The organism is Legionella dresdenensis, from assembly GCF_042649825.1.
Classification (GTDB): Bacteria; Pseudomonadota; Gammaproteobacteria; order Legionellales; family Legionellaceae; genus Legionella_C; species Legionella_C dresdenensis.
Genome location: NZ_JBHSAB010000002.1, coordinates 133,537 through 154,176, shown reverse-complemented (window position 1 = coordinate 154,176; position 20,640 = coordinate 133,537). Strand labels below are relative to the sequence as shown.

Genomic DNA, 20,640 nt, shown 5'->3' with positions numbered 1-20,640 from the left:
TAAGCATCCAGGAGCTCACATCGCCAACCCCTTTTAACCGTTTGAGCTGCTCTATCTGGCGATAGACTGGCTCTGGCGATTCCTTTAATAACTGCTGCATTCGCGATTCCAACGCCTTCAAATGCGATTCCACCAACTCCAGGCGCTTTACTTCGCGAAGTAGTTCCTCCTTCTGGTGCGTCAATAGCGGATTCCCCTGCCAATCTTTTACCGCCGTCAGGTAAGATGTCCAATCCTTTGTTCCGCTGAACTTTATCCCATATAAGTTCAGCAGACTTCTGATACGGTTCGTATGGCTCGTGCGCTCTTTCTTTAACCGGCCTCGTTCCCGGTGCATCCGACGCCGGTCCTCCTCCTCCTCGCTCGGCACCCGGGCCACATGAAATTTAACATCGCCCCGCACGTGGCTTATTAGCTGCTTTAACAATTGCGACGCATCCAGGCCATCGGTCTTCGCTCGACGCGATTTCCGACTCACTTCGATACTGGATGAATCAATTACCACATTCTTGATTCCATGCTTTTCCAAACACCGATGTAACCAAAATCCGTCTCGGCCGGCTTCGTAACAACTCACTACCTCGCTCACAGACTCTAATTTCAGTTTCTCTTGGGCTACCTTCAATTCCGCCTGCAACCCAGCGATATCATTCGCTTCAATCGTTACTTTCCTGGTCTTTGTTCCTGTGCCAAACGCTATCACCCATTTAGTGTTTGATAACTCTAACGCCATGTACAAAATAGCGCCTTTTGGTGTAACATGCTCTTTAGCCGATAAGGTCATCTTTGTCTCCTTTTATCGTAGTGGATTAAAAATTGACAAAAGATAACCTTATTGGCTTTTCTTTTCTACATAGTATCTACGCTCATGATTACATTGACATGCCAGTTTTGGGTGGCTCGGGTAGAATTTCCTGGAATTCGGCTTCAAGATTTGTACGACATTTGGACGCTGCTTTCGCATCCTCTGGCGTAATATAATTTTTTGCTTGCATCTGTTGAATTGTTTTTGAACCTTCATAATTATGCAGAATGTCTGCGGGTGTTTCCTTGTGCTCATTTTTTTGTAGCCATAATTCTTGCACTTTGCCTGGCCTTACATAGGTATCCAAAACAGGCTTCAATAGCTTGAAAGATTCAACTCTGCCAAATTCGACAATCTGGTGAAAAAGGTTGTCCTGGCCAATATCTTTATGCTCAACCAATTTGGTAAACAACCATGGATTAGCGCCCTTGATTGTCTGGCAACAGTATTCCAGAACTTTTGGGTGCTTTATAGCGATTTGCAGAATATTCTCTTTAGTATCGTTGGCTACGAAGCTTAATTGATCATTTAACGTCTTATTAGCCTTATAGTGTTGCATAAGAGCTTGAGCATCTTCTAACGCACCATCAAAAATAGCGCATTGAAGCGGGCTATAATTTGCATAATAAGGGTCTTTCGATTTGTTTTCATATGTTATTAAAATGTCTTCGATTGGCATGATGTTTCCTTATTTTGGCTGTGAATGCGAGAATTTTGTCTTTATTTCCGTATGACAGTATGGAAATTATAGTTCAAAATTGATTAAAAACGTAGAGGGCGCATCCAATAAGAGGCATGTTGGGCAGGAACGGATCCACATTCATTATAATACGTGACAAAAATTATAGGTTTTGGCAGAATAAACAGTTGGGATATTGACTTTTTTGTCATAATAAATTAACATATTGTATTATTTTTATACAAGAGTCAATGCTGTGTCAAAATCCAAACTTATCGGTGGCATTCTGTTGATTGTCGGTACTTCAATCGGGGGAGGTATGCTTGCCCTTCCTGTCTCAACGGCTGAAGTCGGCTTCACTAATTCAATTTTTTTTCTGGTTACCTGCTGGCTTGTAATGACTATTGGCGCCTTGCTGATACTAGAGGTAAACCTGCGTTTGCCTGCTGGCAGTAATATGGTCTCGATGGCAAAAAGCACATTGGGACTTCCTGGTCAGATCATTGCCTGGATATCTTACCTGCTTCTGCTTTACACCCTGCTGGCAGCCTATATTTCTGGCGGTAGCGATGTGCTTGGAGGATTGTTGCGCCGGGCATCAATTGATTTGCCTAATTGGGTTACTACCCTGCTATTTACCACCATTTTCAGCCTGGTTGTATACAGTGGAATAAAAGCGGTTGACTATGTTAATCGCGGCTTGATGTTCGGTAAACTGGGCGTTTACCTGTTATTAGTGGTTATTATCAGCCCACATATTGATCCGCTTATGCTGGGCGGCGGTACTGCCAAGGCAATTACCGGCAGTTTGATGATTTTAGTCAGTTCGTTTGGATTTGCTTCTATTGTTCCAAGCCTGCGCGAATATTTTAATGATGATGCGGCAGCTTTACGCAAGGTTATTTTGTTTGGCTCGTTGATCCCTCTAGTCTGTTATATTGTATGGGATGCGGTGATTATGGGCGTTATCCAACGGGATGGCAGCAATGGCCTTATCGCCCTGATGCACACAGAGCATGCCACCAGCGGCCTGACTGATGCGTTAAGCGATGTTATTCAAAGCAAGATTATTACTGGATTCTTTGGATTTTTTACCTCGATCTGCATGATCACGGCTTTTCTTGGCGTATCTATCGGATTATTTGATTTTCTGGCGGATGGCTTGACTCTTAAGAAAACCGGCTTGCAGGGGAAAACAACTTTGTTGCTGACTTTTGTACCGCCGCTGGCTGTCGTTCTGATTAATCCCGGCATTTATATTCAGGCCTTTAATTATGCCGGTATATGCTGCGTGATGTTGCTGTTGTTGCTGCCTTCCGCTATGGCATGGCAAGCCCGGCGTACTGATGGCGATGTCAGTTTGCATCTGGTGCCTGGGGGGCAGTTGATGTTGGGAGTTATGGGGTTGGTAGCCGTGTTTTTGCTGGTTTTGGCGAGTCTAACGTAACTGGAATGTTGGGCTTTACCGCCCAACGTTTTCTCACGAAATTTTAACTGTAGTAATCTGCAGCTTCTTTTAGTAAAGGGTGGTTAAAGAGTTCGTGCATTGAGACAAAATCAAGCCAATAGGTTTGCAGGCCGTATAAAACTGCGTATGCTGTATCCGGGCTGCGTATTATCATCTTTTCTACTGCTTTGGCCAGTTGACTCTCCAGCTCGGGATCGGTTTTGGTTACCGGCAGTTCCTGCTCTTCCAACATTTTGCTGAACATTTTATTAAAGTAATCAACAGTCACGCGGGGAATGGGTAAATTACCGTCAAAAATCCGATGGTCGGCACTGATTGAGACGGGCAACATATCGCGCGGCTTAAATTGATTGGTTTCATTATCCCAGACAGGCTTACGCTGCACCTCCATAAGGGTAAACTTCATGGCCTCGTTTCGGCGCAGAGGCGATTTTGATTGGGTATAACCGCAAAATCCGATATTACTTAACGACACGACAGGCATCCCGGGTACAGGATAACCATAGCTGTCATTAAACAGGCTATACAGATAGGTCTCGGAATACTCAAGCAACTCGGGATACATCTCTTCCAGCTGGGCGCGTTTTTGGTAGCAATAGACCATCATCCGCATAGCTGAACGAATCCTTAATGCCAACTCACGCAGGGTCATCAGATGGCAGTTTTCAAAGACAATCATACCAATCTGATCACCGCAGTCGGGTAATTTCACAATCAGACCCGTATACGCTTTCTCTGCCTGGTATAATCTTTTCATACTCAAAAAAATACGAAACGGATCATTTTCCGCCAAGCCAATACTGATAGTCTGCAACATCAAAGTAGTAATCGTTTCTGGCGGATATTTTTTACTGAAAAAATCAATAGCGCTGACATCAATATCAAATTGCCCAACCATAGTCGGATCGCCAGGATCATTCCATTGCGTCAGGAATACTTTACGGATAGGCGACATTGGAACTTCAAGATGAGCCTTGGTAAAATCCTGAATGCGCGGCGATAAGTCATTGGTAAACTTTACATAAAACTTCCAGTTTTCGCTCGGCTCAAGATTAATTTTCTGCAACTGTTGCTGATGCTTGCGCTGTAGGGCCTGAGTAAATTCTGTCGTGCCTTTAGGACCTAACAACGTACAGACGGAGAACATATATTTATATTGACTGAAAATATTCATCAGCAACTGCTCTTCCAGATAGGCCAGTTTGGGCTGAACCTCTTCCAGAGCAGGCATACCTATATCACGATACAAATCAGCCTCGCATACATGGCGATGTTCGTCTTCTATGATTTTGGCAAATACTTTAGGTGCAATCTGCTGACGTTCGAAACTATAAAAAATCTCTTCAATCCAGCCCTCGCCAATCAGGTTAAGCAACATGATGGCAACTTTAGGGCATTCTTCACTACGGATAAAATTACAGGTAATTTCAATATTTTCATTATACGCAGGCGGCCTCGCATGAGGTTCACAGAGCATATATAGGATTTTAGTAAACACCAGACCGTGAAATATCTCATCCAGCAACTGCTGTCGCATGGCAGCGCGATGCTCCGGTGTTGACATACGCGATTCGAATTTCAGCGGCACCTGAATAGCCAATACTTCCAGCTGGGCTAATAGGGAGAAAGCATATATATAGAGGACTTTGGGATGTTTGAGCTCAAAGGGCAAACCGTCACAAAACAATTCATCAATTCTGCCTTTAATGATTGCTTTCTCTTCAGCACTGATTATATTCCAACCTTCAAGAATCCATTGTTCAGAGCCCCAGGAGGGTCTCAGGATTTCGGCTAATTCATCCACATCTAAAACTCATTTATTAAAGTAGGGGTATTTTGTGCGATCTTGCCATGGTATGCAAGCAATAGGAGTAAAGCCACTAGCTGTTTTGACAAGATTAAGTCATACTAACGGCAATAAAAATAACCCGTTTTACCGCAGTAATTTGAATTCATGCAAAAAACCAAACCTTTTTTAAAATGGGCCGGCAACAAATTCCGCTGTCTTGATAAAATACTGGCAGCCTTACCAGCCGGTAACCGCCTTATTGAACCGTTTACCGGCTCTGGCGCCATTTTTCTAAACTCCGATTACACTGAATACCTGTTGGCTGAACAAAATAACGATTTGGTTATGTTATTTCAGTGCCTGCAAACCCAAGGCACCCGCTTTATTGATTATTGTGCCCAGTTGTTCATTCCTGAAAATAATTGTGCTGAAAAATACTATTTATTACGTGCTGAATTTAATCAATTGCGTGCATCCAAACGGCGGGCGGCATTGTTTCTTTATTTAAACCGCCATGGTTATAACGGGTTATGCCGGTATAACCAGCAAGGTTTATTCAATGTGCCATTTGGCCTTTATCATCGCCCCTATTTTCCCCGCAATGAAATGGAATTTTTTCTGGCAAAAAGTCTGGCCGCTCAATTTATCAAATCCGATTTTCGGCAAACTTTTCAGCAGAGCCAGCCCGGTGATGTAATTTACTGTGATCCGCCTTATGTTCCCTTATCCGCAAGCGCTAATTTTTCTGCGTATATTGGCAAAAAATTTACTGAGCAGGATCAGATTGATTTGGTTGGGCTTGCGATAGCCAGTGCTGAAAAAGGGTGTACTGTTATTATATCTAACCATGATACTGAGTTTACCCGCTTTCATTACCGATCGGGTGATATTATTTCTTTTCCTGTTGAACGCCTTATTAGTTGTAATGGGGAGAAACGTGTTCCGGTTAATGAGTTAGTGGCGATTTTTAGAGGGTGAGGAAGGCCAGGAATATTTTTGTTGGGTCAAACGACCCAACCTACGCTTTTTTTCAATATCAAGGTTAGTGATTATTGGAGCGGGAGTCTTTCATAAAGAACGCCAGAATCATAACCAATAGCAGGGAAATTGGCAGCACGGACAATGCCAGTTGGTAATCGACTACTGAATAAATATGCTCGCCTGCTACCACATGGCTGTCGCCAAAAGAATCGAGTAATTTCCCGACCAGAGGCTGGAAAACCACACCGCCAAGCGTCACAATCATATTAGTAGCAGCAAAGACAGTACCAGACAATTTGGCACCGCTATTTTCTTTAGCCATAATAAACACAATAATTTCGGTTGCGCTGAACAGGCCGTACAAAAATAGCAGGATATTCAGGCTGACATAAGAAAGACCAGGGCAATACAGTACAATACTGATGCATATCAGTCCCATCACTGCTCCCAGTACCAAAGGCAATACCCTTCTGCCGCTCCGATCGGACAGGTAGCCCGCCACCGGCGCACCAACCGCCCATCCTAAAAACATGGCCGACACAGTTCTTGCCGCTTCTACTTTTGTCAGATGATGAGCCTGTTCAAGGTAGCTTTTACCCCATAGCTCGCCAAATACAGACAGCGAAGTGTATAAACAGGCGCCGACGAAACCGATTAGCCACACTTGAGGGGAAGTAAGAACATGCCAGACATTCTCAAAAAACTCGGGCAACGGGTGCTTGTGGTTAACGTGCCCTTCGGGGCTATCTCTGACAACCAGAAAGATAAGTACGGTCAGTACAGCACCGATTGTCACCATCAGTGATAAGACATGTTGCCAACCCATTGATACGGCGATATCGGTTATCTTGACTTCACCATAGACCAGGCCAAGCATTCCAAGCGTAGTGATTAAACCTGCCACCAGGGAGAAGTAGCGTTTAGGTAACCACCGCATTGCCAGCGAAAGCACGCCAACAAAGGCAAATGAAGAGCCGAACCCAACTAAAAACCGGCCACTGCCTGCTATCAGCATAGATGAAGTATTCATAAACATTAATGAACCAATTGCGCAACAGAAGCAGGCGAAGGTTAATAATCGTCTGGGGCCGTAGCGGTCCATCAACATGCCGACTGGCAATTGCATAGGTGAATAGGCAAAGTAATAAAAAGCGGACAGCTGGCCAAACGTCGTTGCTGAAATATGGCCAAAAGCTGCGCTTAACTCACTCTGCAAAGCACCTGGTATAATCCTGAGCACAAACTCATAGCAGTAGAAAAAAGCGCCTACCGCACAAACAAGGCTGCCAAACAATGCCTGCTTTCTGCTGATATTATTAATTATTTGCATTTGCGTAAGTTTCTCTCAGGAAAAACGTCAATATGGCCGCAATGATTATCCCTAAAGGAATAATTGACAATGCGAATTGATAATCATCAGCTGTATAAAACTGTTGCAGCTTCTCTGTTGACAAACTGCCAACCGGCAAGGCTGCAGCGTGTGTAGCCAGGCTGAAGTCAAGTAATTTACCAACCAGCGGTTGCAGGAACATTGCACCCAGCATAACAATCATATTGGTAATTGACATGGCTGTACCGGCGGCTTCGTTTGGACTCAACTCACGGCCAACCGCAAAAACAATACATTGCGCGCTATATAAAAGACCAAGAGTAAACATCAGGAAATTAAGATTAAACAGGCTCAATCCTGGCATATAAAGCACGATCATCATAATGATTGCAGCACCGGCTGCGCCAAACAGCATAGGCAGCTTGCGGCGTTTGAGCTTATCTGAAATTAAGCCCATTAAAGGTGCGCCAATGGTAAAGCCCAGGAATAATAAGGAATTGGCAAAATCAGCATCGCCCTGCGTCAGATCGTGTGCATGTTTCAGGTAGGGAATACCCCATAACTCGGCAAATACTGTGGTTGGCAGGTATACCAGGCAACCAAACATGCCATTTATCCAGATCTGACGGTTACTTAAAATAATGCCCAGATCGATCATGCTTTTGCGGAATGAATGAATTGTTCCACTGGTTTTTTGCGAACCTTTGCGATCGCGAATGCCAAACCATAAAACAAACACCAGGCCAATTCCAAAATAAGCGGTTAAATTGACTGTTGTACTCCAGCCAACTTGTCTTACCAGATGCCCCAGCAGATTGTCGCCAATCATTGCCCCAATTGTTCCCAATGCAGCCGCCATACCCGAAACCATCGCCAGCTTGTCTTCCGGCAACCAGATCGTTGCCAGTTTCAATACGCCGACAAAAGCAAAAGCCGAACCGAACCCAACCAGGAAACGGCCTGTAGCAGCAACCCAGAATATAGAGGTAGAGGCAAATAAAAATGTCCCAATAACGCAAACCATACAGGCAATAGTCAGCAATAGCCTGGGACCATAACGGTCAAGCAGTACGCCTACTGGCAACTGCATAGGCACATAAGCATAATAATAAAATGCTGATAATAACCCAAAACCAGTCGCTGACAAATTAAAATGCTCTCGCAAAGCAGGTTCCATTACACTTGGCGAAATCCTTAGAAAATACTCATAGCTGTAATAAATAGCACCCAGGCCACATATTAGCCAAGCCATTAGTAAATACTTCTTACCATTTGTACTATGCAAAACAAACTCCTTAACGTATTGGTTAAGCACGATCTTCCAGAGACCAGGAATCAGGAATGATCTACGCGACTTACGCCACTGGCTCGTGCTGCTTTGGCAACAGCCTGCGTGACGCGTTCTCTTAAACGAGGATCGATGGGTTTGGGAATAATGTATTCCGGGCCAAACTCCCAGTTATCAACACCAGGGTAGTTATCCTTAACTATTTGTGGAACAGGCTCTTGTACTAATTGGCGAATTGCCTCCACAGCAGCAATTTGCATGGCCTGATTGATGCAGGTGGCACGCACATCCAGCGCCCCCCTGAAAATGTATGGGAAACAAAGTACATTATTTACCTGATTCGGATAATCGCTTCTGCCGGTAGCAATAATCAGGTCATCACGAATTGTACGCGCCACTTCAGGCCGTATTTCCGGATCGGGATTTGATAAGGCAAAAATTACCGGCTTTGGAGCCATAAGCTTTAATAACTCGGCATTGAGTAAATCCGGTTTGGCTACACCAATAAATACATCCGCATCAACAAGCGCATCAGCAAGTGTACGTTTATCAGTGGTGCGGACAAACGCAAATTTATACGCATTAAGATCTTCCCTGCCAGCATGAATAACGCCTTTACTATCAAGCAGCAGCATGTTTTCCTTAGTTGCACCCATGGCAACCAATAGCCGCATGGAGGCAATACCGGCAGCACCAGCTCCGATACAAACTATTTTTACATCAGACAATTTTTTATTCTGCAATTCCAGCGCATTCAGCAAACCCGCCGCCACAACAATGGCTGTACCATGCTGATCGTCATGAAACACCGGTATATCGAGCTGCTCAATCAAAGCCTGTTCTATTTCAAAACACTCTGGAGCCTTGATATCCTCAAGGTTAATACCGCCAAATGTCGGTGATATTCGTTTTGCGGTCGCAATAAAAGCCTGGGGATTATCAGCATCAATTTCAATATCAAATACATCGATATCGGCAAACTGCTTAAACAGCACAGCCTTCCCTTCCATTACCGGTTTACTGGCAAGCGCGCCTACATCACCCAACCCAAGCACTGCAGTACCGTTTGTCATCACAGCAACCAGATTTCCTTTTGCTGTATAACGATAAGCATTTTCACGATTTTTGGCAATTTCCCACACAGGCTCTGCAACACCGGGAGTATATGCCAGCTTCAAATCATCTTGCGAATTGGTCGGCTTGGTCACATGTATCCCAAGCTTGCCCGGAGTGGGAAACTCGTGATAATGCAACGCACGTTGTTTTAATAATTCTTTATCATCCAAAATGCTTACTCTCATTCAGACAAACCGGCTGAAAATCATATAAAAAATTTTGAAATATGAATAGGGATTTTTGAAAAAAAATGGCGCATAAAGACCGCGCCATATTTATACAAATCTACTGTATCAGTCGGAACTTGTTTTAATATACACAACAGAACAAACGGAAACTATTTTGTTTTTTCGCGTTGCTTGTAACGATCACGGAATTTCTGTACACGGCCGCCAGTATCTACCAGTTTTTGCTTACCAGTATAAAAAGGATGGCACTGATCGCAGACCTCAACGGTGAGTTCACCTTTCAAAGTTGAACGTGTCTGGAAAGAATTACCACAACTGCATATGACTTTAACACCCTGATAATCTGGATGAATCGAATCTCTCATAATACCACTCTCTAATGTTTAAAAATGAATATCGCCACCTGATCCAGTGCCAGGCACCATATTCGCAATATAATGACGAGCAAGATTACCAGAATAGTACAGTCAAATCAATTTTTTTACCTGAACATTCAGAATCCAGTGCTTACTTCTTTTGCTCGGGATGCCTTTTTTAGCGGCTGATTCAGCATAATTATAATTGCAAAACTATCGCGGCGCCAAAATCGCCGCCATTTGAAAAGGTTCCCAAAACAACCTTCTCACCAGCGGTTATTCGTTTGGTTTCAATAGCATCAGCCAGGGTTACGGAAATAGAACCTTGAAACATATTGCCATATTTTTTTAATGTATCGTGGGCTTGCTGCTGTGTAATCCCCAGTTTCTTTCGCCAGACATCGAGAAATAACTGGTTAGGCTGATGTGTAATAAAGCAACCAATATCAGCTATTGTTAAACCCGCCTTTACAAGTACAGAATTAATCATTTGCGGCACAATATCAAAAGCATTTTGCCGAATACGGTCAAGCGATTCTTTAGTAAAATTAACCGTTATTGGACCACACCCCCGTTCCCAATAATTGTAAAAAACGCCATTGATCTCTTCTGGCTCAAAACGCATTAAACCATAATTCTGACCAAAGGCTTTTTCATCAACAGCAAGGATCGAATCCTGTTTATTCGCTTGCATTAACGCAGCTGCAGCGCCATCCCCTAATACAACTGAACGGGGTGAAAGCTGAAAATCTGCCAGGCGGGATATAAAATTGGTGACTGTCAAAACAGCCACCGTCTTGCATTGTCCAGAATGAATATAAGCAGCCGCTGTACGCAATCCGGTAATAAATGAGCAGCAACTGGTATCTATAGTAATAAAACTTGCATTACAGGCGCCTGCGCGATACTGCACTGTTGATGCAATGGACGGCCAAAAACTATCATTGAAAATACTGCTGATAATAATCAAATCAATTTTATCCGCCGCAACGCCCGTTTCGGCCAGTAATTTCTTCAGTACCTCAACACCCAGATCGGCGGAACTATAATCAGGACTTGCAAACCGCCGCTCTTCCACGCCCTTAAAAAAAGGGTTATTGCCCACACTATCGACCTGTTTCGAAGACTGTTGTAACGCTTTATTATTAATGATCCGTTCAGGCATAAAATTAGTCACATGAATCAGTTTTGCCTTCATGATTTGAGCTCCTTAAGCCGCTGCAGGAAAGGAGCAAACGGCGGCAGCTCCTTGCAGTCAACTTCAAGAGAGAGTAATGCCGGTTTATTATAGCCGCGTAAATAGTTCAAATGATTTTCAAGTTCAGCGATATTTTTTACATCATGGCTATAAAAGCCGGGAAATAAATGGGCAAATCCCTGACCGTAACGGCTTTCTCGAAAGACATTGAATGTTCCTGTTGTACCGAGATACAAATGTTCTCGGGTATAGCACATGGCATGCGCATTATTATTCAAGATAATAAAACGAATCGGTAAATTTTCTTCTATTGCCGTATGAATTTCCATGCCATGCATTAATACAGCGCCATCACCAGCAATACACCAGCTTATTGTATTATCTCTGATACTGCTGCCTATGCTGGCGCCCAAGGCATACCCCATCCCGCCCATTCCAAGCGCAATACCAAAATACTGCCCGCCTTTCAGATAATGCAATGCGCCCCCTCCGGTATTCCCGGCATCGGCATATACAATATCAGTACGCTGTATATAATTATCAAGCAACTGAAAAATTGATTCAAAATTCAGTGAAGACGTTCTGCTGTTATCAAGATACCGGATCGGCTCGTAACGCACTTGCCGCGGATGCAATAATGGTTCAACTGAAACCGGTAATGTTTCTGCTAACCACGTCAGGCACTGCTTTAAGTGATGATCCTGGATAAAACCATTTTGTTGTGCGGCAGCAATATCAAATGCCGGCGGGCTTTCATTTAAATAAACAACTTGCCGGCTTTGAAGATATGGCTCCAAACCAAATCTGGCCATGAGTTGTAACCGGCTGCCAAGAATGAAAATAGTTTTGACCTGATTCGCTGTTTCAATTACAGACTGGTGGCCAGCAACCCCGCTTACACCAACAAAACGCGGATTGGTATTGTCATAGTCTGCTTTTGCTTCTGGAACCACCGCTACGTAAGCATTTAAACGCTCAACTACACTTAAGAACTCTTGCTCAAGATTCTGGCGCCTTACTTCCTCCCCCAAAATAACCAGTGTTTTGCCTTTGGCGGCAAGGCATAAATCATAAAGCCGCTCATCGGGCTTAAATAATTCTGCCGGGGAGATGGAATCCGGACAGGCAACAGAAACCGACGAGATCTTCTGCTGCTGCAGTTCTTTGGGAATCATTAAAATTGCCGTACCGCATGGCGGTGATAGAGCCGCTTTAACAGCATTTTTCAGCTGTGTTGCAAACTCATCAGCAGAGGTCAGGCAGTGAAAATATTTTGACGCAAGCAAGGAAAATAGAGCCTCGCCATTGAGACTGCCATTTAAACCACTAGCGTCCTGGAAAGCGCCTTTCCCTGCAAGATTGGTAACGGGCATTCCAAGTATTGCCAAAACAGGCTGTTGCGAAGCATAGGATTCAGCCAAGGCAGGAATGAGATTTAGCTGGCTTCCGCCAGATGTGGCGTAAACCACGCCTAATCGGCGATTAATCCGGCTATAGCCATCAGCCATACAAGCCGCATTAAACTCATGCTTGGCCAGCACAAATTTTATCGGTAACTTTGAAGCAATAACCGAATCGATGCAATCTTCAATGTTAGCGCCACTCACGCCAAAAATGTGAGTAACCCCGCACTCGTATAAAAAACGAGTTAAATAATCAGCAATAGTTATCATATAAAACCAGCGTGCATTGCTTTAAAACGATGCTCCAAAATTCTTTTGAGATTGTTCATTTCAATTTTATGAATAGCATCAAACTGGTGCCAGAAATCGCCAACCCAGGCTCGGTTAGTCTGTTCGTGGCCTTTTTTAATGTAGTCCGGCAAATCTGGTGTAGCGCGATCGTAGTATGGATGCTTGCAGTTAGTCCAAAGTACCACTGTACCAGGTTTATTCAGTGTAGGTTGAGCATCGATAAAGCGGAAATAATAACGCATCCATAATTCAAAAGCCTGATCCCAGGCACATAAATAATCTACCACGCCTGAATCGGGATAAGCATTTACCTTAGTATAGACAAAGGTATTTTTACCCAGGCGCTCCTCGGAACGCCAGATTTGGCCCCCTATGTATTCAAAATTACGCATACTGAATGTCCACTCACCCAAACTTAACACATTTGAACAATATTCAAATGCCATTTCCGGCGGACAAGCGATATAAGCGCCGAGTTGACAGAATTGACCAAATATTTCCTCGTGGTCATATTGTTCTTTAGTCATATCGGACATCAGGCGTTCAATCTGTTCCTGATTGTGGTTTTCGTTGTTAATAAGACCAGGAATGGTCCTGGCATCGATATTCAAAGTTATCAGAGTTTGGCCTAGCTTGCTTTTATCCATTACTAACTCACGGCTAACCGGTGTTTACTAAGTATAGTTCAAATAAATCGAAGTCAGGCGCGGACTAGCGCGTTAATTCCACCCAAACAGGGGCATGATCAGAAGGCCTTTCCCATTTGCGCGGTATTTTATCAATTTGCGAACTGAGACACTTTGAGCGTAATGTTTCATTTAACAGGACATGATCAATACGTAAACCACGGTTGCGTCTAAAGCCCGCCGCCCGATAGTCCCACCAGCTATACAAACCGTCATCCTGATCAAACAGCCGGAAACTGTCGTGTAATCCTAAAGAAAGGAATTCCGAAAAGGCCTGCCGTTCCAGCGGGCTTACCAGAACCGAACCTTGCCATTCAACAGGATCATGAACATCACGGTCTTCAGGCGCAATATTAAAGTCGCCGACAACAGCTACTTCAGGATATTCATGTAATTGCTGTTGAAGAAATTGTTTTACTTTCTGTAACCAATTCAGTTTGTATAAATATTTTTCTGAATCAACTGTAGACCCGTTAGGAACATACAGGTTAACCAAACGCAAACCCGCTACAGAAATAGCGAGAATTCTTCTCTGGGGATCTTCCAGATCAGGGATATCAGTCACTATATCTGTCAGTGGATGCCGGCTGATGACCGCAACGCCGTTATAGGATTTCTGGCCAGAAAACACCACATGGTAGCCAAGGTCAGTAAAGGTTTGCAGCGGAAACTTTTCATCAACGGTTTTGGTTTCCTGCAGTGCCAATACATCAATATTGGTTGTCTCAAGCCAGGTCAATACATGCTCAAGTCGAATACTCAAAGAGTTAACATTCCAGCTTGCCAGCCTAAACATACCATTCCCCTTTATAATCGATTGTTAACGGAGCATGATCGGACCACCGCCCCTCAGTCTGAATTGCAACGCTTAGCACACTGTCCATAAGCCCCGGAGTAATTACCTGGTAATCAATACGCCACCCGACATTCTTTTCCCAGGCACGTCCGCGATACGACCACCAGGTGTATTGCTCTTCCTGCTGATTTACAACCCGAAAAGCATCTACAAATCCCATTGAGCCAAATAATTGATCCATCCAGGCACGTTCTTCAGGCAGAAAACCGGAATTTTTCTGATTACCACGCCAGTTTTTTAGATCAATGGCTTTATGGGCAATATTATAATCGCCACAGATAATGAGCTCACGACCCTCAGCTTTCAAAGCCTGCAAATGATCAGCAAAACGTTCAAGAAACGCATATTTAACGGTCTGACGTTCATCGCCGCTGGTGCCTGAGGGCAAATAAAGCGAGATAACGCTTAACTTCGGATAATCAAATTGAATGTAGCGTCCTTCATTATCACAATAGTCATAGCCGATTCCTTTTACAATCCGTAATGGTTTGTGGCGGGCGTAAATGGCAACACCGCTGTAACCCTTTTTTTCAGCATCATAGTATTCACAATGATAGCCAAGCGGGTGATATAACTCTCGCTCCAGCAGCAGTTGCGCAATTTGTGCCTTGGTTTCCTGAATACAGACAAAATCAGCATCCTGCGCCAGCAACCAATCATAAAAACCATTACGGGCAGCAGCCCTTATGCCGTTTGCATTAAAGCTTATTACTCTCACAATATAAACCTGAGGTTCAGAAAAACTCTGAACTTACTGGCTCTTGCAGGGAATTACAAGAAGATTTTTATTAAGGCGGTTTTTACGCTAGTATTAGATGAGTTGGTTAGCTATATAATCAAATGGCATTTAAGACAGAGCCTCACAGCCATTAAATTAAGGATTCTGTCATTCCTGCGAAGGCGGGAATCCATCTCTCAAGCAGGCTCCTTACCTTGTTTGATGGATGGATCCCCGCCTTCGCGGGGATGACAATTTTCATTGCAGGGAGCATACATATGAATAGGGTAGGAATTCTGGTTGGAAGCAGTTTTTTAGCCCTGCTTTGTCTTAACTTTTCTGGTTGCAACTCGGGCAATCAATCCGCGCAACAAGCGCAGGCGCCTGAAGTGGATGTTGCTTTGCCGTTAAAGAAAAAAATTACGGAATGGGATGAATATACCGGACGATTTGAAGCAATAGAACGGGTTGATATCCGCTCCCGGGTTACCGGTTACCTTGATGCAATCAAATTTAAAGACGGCGACATGGTTAATAAAGGCGATGTGCTCTTTATCATAGACCAACGCCCTTTCAAATATGCGCTTGACCGCGCCCAGGCTCAATTTGAACTGACTAAAAAGCAATATGAACGGGCGCTGAAACTCCAAAAAGACAGTTTTATTTCGGCTGAAACAATTGACCAGCGCCAACAGGAAATGCAAGTGGCCGAAACCCGGGTTAATGATGCCAGGCTACAACTTGAGTTTACCGAGATTAAAGCGCCCATCAGCGGAAAAATCAGCCGCTACTTCATCAGTGTGGGCAATTTGATTCAGATGGATGATACCATTCTCACCCGCATCGTTTCAGTTGATCCAATTTATTTCTATTTTGAGGTAAGCCAGAACGACTTGCTCAAGTACATTCGTCTTGATCGCTCCGGAAAACGCCCAAGCTCCACCGAAAGCCCTAATCCAATTATGATTAAATTGCCTGATGAAGACAGTTATAAGCATCAAGGCTCAATGAATTTCGTTGATAACGTTGTTGATACCGGAACAGGCACCATTCAGGCACGCGCCATTGTTCCCAACGCTGATGCAATTATTTATCCTGGCCTGTTTGGCCGGGTTCGCCTGATCGGCAGTAAAGAGTATGAAGGCATTTTGCTGCCGGATATCGCGCTTAATACCGATCAATCACACCAGTTTGTGTATGTTGTTGATAATAATAACCGGGCAAAGCGGGTCTATGTGACTTTGGGTCCTATTCGCGACAGTGGTTTTTATATTATTCGTTCAGGTTTAACTGGCGATGAAAAAGTAGTTGTCAGCGGAATTCAGCGTATTCGAAGCCCTGATCAGGAAGTAAAACCGGTAATGACTACCCTGAAGGAATAGGCGGAATTGTTATGAACATCTCTCATTTTTTTATTGCCCGGCCTATTTTTGCGGCTGTTCTATCTATTATTGTAGTCATCATTGGCAGCTTGTCCTATTTTAATTTACCGGTTGAACAATATCCTCGCGTTGTACCGCCTACGATCCAGGTCAACGCCCAATACCCGGGAGCCAATGCAACAACAGTGGCTGAAACGGTTGCTACTCCGCTTGAACAGGAAATCAACGGCGTAGAAAACATGTTGTACATGGATTCACAGGCCACTGATGATGGACAATTGCGGATTAATATTACCTTTGAATTAGGTACTGATCTCGATCAGGCTCAGGTACTGGTACAAAACCGGGTTGCAATTGCTCAGCCGAAATTACCAGAGGAAGTTCGCCGGCTAGGGATCACAACCGTCAAGAATTCGCCTGATTTGATGTTGGTTGTTAACCTGTTTTCACCTGATGGCCGTTATGATCAAACTTATATCGGCAATTATGCCGTCCTCCATATTATTGATCAGATCAAACGGATTCAGGGCGTTGGCGATACTCGCATTGTCGGAGCCAGTCCATACGCCATGCGGATCTGGCTTAATCCTGATTTAATTAATTCTTTTGAGCTGACGCCTGATGAAATATTAGCGGCAATTCGCTCTCAGAACGTCCAGGTTGCGAGCGGCACACTCAATTATCAGCCTCAGCCTAGACAATATGGCATTGAGTATCATGTTGAAACGCAGGGTCGATTAATTAAACCGTCTGAATTTGAAAATATCATTATTAAATCAGGGCAGGATGGCCGTATCGTCAAATTAAAAGATATAGGCCGAGTGGAGCTTGGTACTGAAAATTATTTTACCCGCGGCTACCTTGGCAAATACCCTGCCGTTGCGTTACCGGTATTCCAGCGCCCAGGAACAAACGCCCTGATTACCGCGGAAAAAATCAAAGCCACAATGCGAAAACTGGCCAAAGAATTCCCTCCCGGGATGACCTACGATATTGCCTATGATCCGACTGATTTTATCGCCCAGTCTATTGACGCGGTAAAACATACTATTTTTGAAGCCATTGTGTTGGTAGTACTGGTTATTCTGCTATTTTTACAGACCTGGCGCGCGGCAATCATTCCCATTATCGCCATTCCCATTTCCCTGATTGGGACTTTTGGCATTATGCAGATTATTGGTTTTTCCCTCAACTATCTGACGCTGTTTGGTTTAGTGCTAGCCATCGGTATTGTGGTTGACGATGCGATTGTCGTTGTCGAAAACATGGAAAGAAATATCAGCAACGGCTTAAAACCTTATGAAGCCGCTCGCAAGACGATGGATGAAGTTGGCTCAGCATTAGTTGCGATTGGATTGGTATTGGTTGCCGTTTTTCTCCCAACCTTGTTCCTTCAAGGCATCTCTGGACAATTTTATAAGCAGTTCGGAATAACAGTTGCAATTGCAACCATGCTTTCAGTTTTTGTTTCACTGACTTTAAGTCCGGCATTGGCTGCCCGCTTGCTTAAGCCACACTCTACCAGCATGGAAACCACGATTTGGTGGAAAAAGCCATTGGCGGGATTTAATCGGTTTATGGATTTTATTTCTCATCGCTATGGCTCCATTGTTGCCACGATGACCAGACGTTCGGCACTAATGTTAGTCGTTTATGCCGTATTAATCAGTACTACCCTGTTTTTATTCAAATGGGTTCCACAAGGCTTTATTCCAGCCCAGGATCAGGGCTATTTCATTATTTCCATCCAGTTGCCAACAGGGGCATCCCTGGACCGAACCGATAAAATAGTCCGTCAAGTCACCAAAAAACTGTTAACGATTCCAGGGATTGAAAACGCGGTTGCCTTTACCGGTTTTTCGGGCGCTAATTTTACCAACTCATCGAATGCTGCAGCAATTTTTCCAGTCCTCAAATCATTTGATGAACGCCATGAAGCCGGACTTGGTTATAATACCATTCTGAATCAGCTCCGATCAGAAATGGCGAAAATAAAAGGGGCCTTTATTGTTGTTATTCCGCCGCCGTCCGTGCGCGGCATCGGCAATGGCGGCGGCTATAAAATGATGGTGCAGGATAGAGGCGGACGCGGCACGAAAGTATTAATGACCGCCGCCCAGGATTTAATTGCAAAAGCGAATCAGGCGCCGGCAACGACATCGGTATTTACTCTGTTTGAAAATTCTACCCCGCGTATGCATTTGGACTTTGATCGTGAAAAAGCGGAACGTCTGGGTGTTCCAGTGGCGAATGTGATAAGCGCACTCGAAGTCTATCTTGGCTCAAAGTATGTCAATGATTTTAACTACCTGGGCCGGACGTTCCGGGTAACAGCCCAGGCCGATGCTGAGTACCGTCGCACGCCGGCTGACGTTCTTCGCCTCAAAGTACGCAACAGCCAGGGTGAAATGGTACCAATCGGTTCTGTTGCCACGATGTCCAATACCGCCGGCCCATCCCGCTTCCCACGATATAATCTCTATCCGGCGATTGATGTCATGGGCGATGTAAAACAGGGTTATAGTACCTCAGAGGCTCTGGCTACCATGGAGAAACTGGCAGCTGAAATTCTGCCTGATGGTATCGGTTATGAATGGACTGAATTGGCCTATCAACAAAAATTGGTCGGCAATACGTCAATGATTGCTTTTTCGTTGGGAGTTGTCTTCGTTTATCTGTTGCTCTCTGCTTTGTATGAAAGCTGGATTTTACCGTTGGCGGTTATTTTGATTGTTCCCATGTGTCTTTTTTCCTCGCTCTTTGGGCTGAAAATTCTCAATACTGAAAATAATATTATGACTCAAATCGGGTTCATGGTATTGATTGGGTTGGCGTCTAAAAACGCAATCCTGATCGTAGAATTTGCCAAACAATTAGAGGACCAAGGCAATAATCGCTGGAAAGCGGCAATACAGGCCGCAAGATTACGGCTCAGACCCATTCTGATGACCTCGTTTGCCTTTATTCTCGGCGTGTTCCCGCTGGTAATCGCAACCGGCGCCGGTGCAGAAATGCGGCAGGCTATGGGAGTTGCGGTATTCTGCGGTATGATTGGGGTAACCTTTTTTGGCTTGTTATTTACCCCGGTTTTTTATGTCTTAACCAGTAATTTAAGCGGCTGGCTGCGGAAAAAATCTAACAAGTAGCCGAAGCATAATAATTTTCTTCTGGGATAGGCGACGCCTCTATTCCATCAGTGAGCTTTATAGATGCAGCCTGAGCCAGATGCTCCCTGGGATCAGCCGCAAATCCTCCTCCCAGTTCAATAGCGGCTTCCTGACAGGATTTATCTTGCAGTTGCGCCTTTGAATAAAAACCTAAAACCGCCTCTTGCACAGCACGGTTGCAATTATTGGCAGGGATAGAACGCCTCTCATATTTATCGACCACGTAACTGAATAATGCATAAGAACGCTTATAATCTTTTATTATCTCAATATTGCCTTTAATCTGACTAGCCACCTCCGAACTTACCGGCAAGGCCTGCAGATATAACGGATAACCCGACTGGATTTTGGCATATTTTAACCAACCAGCAAACTCCATTTCTACTGAAGTAAACATTGGAGCATACAACTTCACTTTATTCTCTTTGTTTTTAAAACGCTGGTCTGGAACACGGGGATATTCCCCAATTACTTCAGCAGTATTAGGTCTATTACTGATGGATGCATCATCAGACGTATCAACTGCGCCATTTTCATCGGTAAAAAATAGCAAATTATGGCCTGGAAAGACTTCAAATGCACCATTGATCCGTTTGGTAGGCATTGTTACCAAAAATAACGTGTTTCTATAGCGGCAACCAATTTTGTCTTTGAAATTCGTCAAGAAATGTTCGGTTGTCATCTGTTCATTTTTTAAGAGAATTTTGATTATTTCGCCTGTCTGGCTCGCTTTAGCCAAACGGAATTCAGCGGCTACAGATGACATATAACGTTTTGCAATCATCGGTAAAGGGGAGAAAAAACTAAACATACAGGTACTCTTTCTTAAAAATCGGTTATTTCAGACGAGTAGTTAAATGTATGTTGCGGGACTTTCATAATGCGCTCTGAATAAATGCCTTCAAATTATGAGAATTTAATATACATTATGGAGTTATT

The 20,640-nt window shown here is 44.0% G+C and carries 17 protein-coding genes; 4 read left to right on the top strand and 13 right to left on the bottom strand.

Translation table 11 applies throughout. The features are described from left to right. Both ACFORL_RS03380 and ACFORL_RS03375 read right to left on the bottom strand, forming a co-directional pair. Positions 1-784: IS110 family transposase (locus ACFORL_RS03380; protein WP_382341108.1), on the bottom strand; the 784-nt coding region annotated here is incomplete at its 3' end. An 88-nt stretch (positions 785-872) separates the two neighbouring features. Continuing rightward, entirely contained in the window at positions 873-1,484 is a 612-nt protein-coding gene (locus ACFORL_RS03375; protein ID WP_382341106.1) for a hypothetical protein, read from the bottom strand. Positions 1,485-1,740: 256 nt separating this feature from the next. On the opposite strand from ACFORL_RS03375, the gene ACFORL_RS03370 reads away from it, so the two are divergent. Then, a complete protein-coding gene (locus ACFORL_RS03370; RefSeq protein ID WP_382341104.1) occupies positions 1,741-2,931 on the top strand; it encodes an amino acid permease in 1,191 nt (396 codons plus the stop codon). Positions 2,932-2,974: 43 nt separating this feature from the next. Here ACFORL_RS03370 and ACFORL_RS03365 read toward each other — a convergent pair whose 3' ends face one another. After that, positions 2,975-4,756, bottom strand: coding sequence for a 2-oxo acid dehydrogenase subunit E2 (locus ACFORL_RS03365; protein ID WP_382341102.1), 1,782 nt, complete (start codon positions 4,754-4,756; stop codon positions 2,975-2,977). Between the two features lie 150 nt (positions 4,757-4,906). Here ACFORL_RS03365 and ACFORL_RS03360 point away from each other — a divergent pair, with 150 nt between their 5' ends. Then, the gene (locus ACFORL_RS03360; RefSeq protein ID WP_382341100.1) at positions 4,907-5,719 is read left to right on the top strand and encodes a Dam family site-specific DNA-(adenine-N6)-methyltransferase; all 813 of its coding nucleotides are present in this window, start codon (positions 4,907-4,909) and stop codon (positions 5,717-5,719) included. A gap of 64 nt (positions 5,720-5,783) precedes the next feature. Here the strand turns inward: ACFORL_RS03360 and ACFORL_RS03355 are convergent, their stop codons facing one another. The 9 genes from ACFORL_RS03355 to ACFORL_RS03315 all read right to left on the bottom strand — a co-directional run bounded on the left by ACFORL_RS03355 (position 5,784) and on the right by ACFORL_RS03315 (position 15,152). Next, positions 5,784-7,052 (bottom strand): MFS transporter, encoded by a 1,269-nt coding sequence (locus ACFORL_RS03355; protein ID WP_382341098.1) that lies wholly within the window; start codon positions 7,050-7,052, stop codon positions 5,784-5,786. Next, positions 7,039-8,337 carry an MFS transporter gene (locus ACFORL_RS03350; protein WP_382341096.1) on the bottom strand — a complete coding sequence of 433 codons (1,299 nt, stop codon included), beginning with the start codon at positions 8,335-8,337 and terminating at the stop codon, positions 7,039-7,041. Before ACFORL_RS03350 ends, ACFORL_RS03355 begins: the two co-directional genes overlap by 14 nt. A gap of 50 nt (positions 8,338-8,387) precedes the next feature. After that, positions 8,388-9,641 carry a malic enzyme-like NAD(P)-binding protein gene (locus ACFORL_RS03345; protein ID WP_382341094.1) on the bottom strand — a complete coding sequence of 418 codons (1,254 nt, stop codon included), beginning with the start codon at positions 9,639-9,641 and terminating at the stop codon, positions 8,388-8,390. Between the two features lie 152 nt (positions 9,642-9,793). Further along, a complete protein-coding gene (gene rpmE, locus ACFORL_RS03340) occupies positions 9,794-10,009 on the bottom strand; it encodes a 50S ribosomal protein L31 (RefSeq protein ID WP_382341092.1) in 216 nt (71 codons plus the stop codon). A 190-nt stretch (positions 10,010-10,199) separates the two neighbouring features. Next, positions 10,200-11,198 (bottom strand): 3-oxoacyl-ACP synthase III family protein, encoded by a 999-nt coding sequence (locus ACFORL_RS03335; protein WP_382341090.1) that lies wholly within the window; start codon positions 11,196-11,198, stop codon positions 10,200-10,202. After that, positions 11,195-12,871 carry a thiamine pyrophosphate-binding protein gene (locus ACFORL_RS03330; protein WP_382341088.1) on the bottom strand — a complete coding sequence of 559 codons (1,677 nt, stop codon included), beginning with the start codon at positions 12,869-12,871 and terminating at the stop codon, positions 11,195-11,197. Before ACFORL_RS03330 ends, ACFORL_RS03335 begins: the two co-directional genes overlap by 4 nt. After that, entirely contained in the window at positions 12,868-13,539 is a 672-nt protein-coding gene (locus tag ACFORL_RS03325) for a hypothetical protein (protein WP_382341086.1), read from the bottom strand. The genes ACFORL_RS03330 and ACFORL_RS03325 overlap by 4 nt, the downstream gene beginning before the upstream one ends. A 64-nt stretch (positions 13,540-13,603) precedes the next feature. Beyond that, a complete protein-coding gene (gene xth, locus ACFORL_RS03320; protein ID WP_382341084.1) occupies positions 13,604-14,374 on the bottom strand; it encodes an exodeoxyribonuclease III in 771 nt (256 codons plus the stop codon). Continuing rightward, positions 14,367-15,152 carry an exodeoxyribonuclease III gene (locus ACFORL_RS03315; RefSeq protein ID WP_382341082.1) on the bottom strand — a complete coding sequence of 262 codons (786 nt, stop codon included), beginning with the start codon at positions 15,150-15,152 and terminating at the stop codon, positions 14,367-14,369. The genes xth and ACFORL_RS03315 overlap by 8 nt, the downstream gene beginning before the upstream one ends. 278 nt (positions 15,153-15,430) lie before the next feature. On the opposite strand from ACFORL_RS03315, the gene ACFORL_RS03310 reads away from it, so the two are divergent. Together ACFORL_RS03310 and ACFORL_RS03305 are read left to right on the top strand one after the other, a co-directional pair. Next, on the top strand, positions 15,431-16,534 hold the full coding sequence (locus ACFORL_RS03310; protein WP_382341080.1) for an efflux RND transporter periplasmic adaptor subunit: 1,104 nt from the start codon (positions 15,431-15,433) through the stop codon (positions 16,532-16,534). Between the two features lie 11 nt (positions 16,535-16,545). After that, positions 16,546-19,680 (top strand): efflux RND transporter permease subunit, encoded by a 3,135-nt coding sequence (locus tag ACFORL_RS03305; protein WP_382341078.1) that lies wholly within the window; start codon positions 16,546-16,548, stop codon positions 19,678-19,680. Here ACFORL_RS03305 and ACFORL_RS03300 read toward each other — a convergent pair. After that, positions 19,670-20,512 (bottom strand): hypothetical protein, encoded by an 843-nt coding sequence (locus ACFORL_RS03300; protein ID WP_382341076.1) that lies wholly within the window; start codon positions 20,510-20,512, stop codon positions 19,670-19,672. The genes ACFORL_RS03305 and ACFORL_RS03300 overlap by 11 nt on opposite strands. Positions 20,513-20,640: the final 128 nt, after the last annotated feature.

Coding starts and splice junctions, on each gene's coding strand:
- ACFORL_RS03355 (WP_382341098.1), bottom strand. CDS start 7,052: ATGCAAATAATTAATAATATCAGCAGAAAGCAGGCATTGTTTGGCAGC.
- ACFORL_RS03360 (WP_382341100.1), top strand. CDS start 4,907: ATGCAAAAAACCAAACCTTTTTTAAAATGGGCCGGCAACAAATTCCGC.
- ACFORL_RS03305 (WP_382341078.1), top strand. CDS start 16,546: ATGAACATCTCTCATTTTTTTATTGCCCGGCCTATTTTTGCGGCTGTT.
- ACFORL_RS03300 (WP_382341076.1), bottom strand. CDS start 20,512: ATGTTTAGTTTTTTCTCCCCTTTACCGATGATTGCAAAACGTTATATG.
- ACFORL_RS03330 (WP_382341088.1), bottom strand. CDS start 12,871: ATGATAACTATTGCTGATTATTTAACTCGTTTTTTATACGAGTGCGGG.
- ACFORL_RS03345 (WP_382341094.1), bottom strand. CDS start 9,641: ATGAGAGTAAGCATTTTGGATGATAAAGAATTATTAAAACAACGTGCG.
- ACFORL_RS03325 (WP_382341086.1), bottom strand. CDS start 13,539: ATGGATAAAAGCAAGCTAGGCCAAACTCTGATAACTTTGAATATCGAT.
- ACFORL_RS03310 (WP_382341080.1), top strand. CDS start 15,431: ATGAATAGGGTAGGAATTCTGGTTGGAAGCAGTTTTTTAGCCCTGCTT.
- rpmE (WP_382341092.1), bottom strand. CDS start 10,009: ATGAGAGATTCGATTCATCCAGATTATCAGGGTGTTAAAGTCATATGC.
- xth (WP_382341084.1), bottom strand. CDS start 14,374: ATGTTTAGGCTGGCAAGCTGGAATGTTAACTCTTTGAGTATTCGACTT.
- ACFORL_RS03335 (WP_382341090.1), bottom strand. CDS start 11,198: ATGAAGGCAAAACTGATTCATGTGACTAATTTTATGCCTGAACGGATC.
- ACFORL_RS03375 (WP_382341106.1), bottom strand. CDS start 1,484: ATGCCAATCGAAGACATTTTAATAACATATGAAAACAAATCGAAAGAC.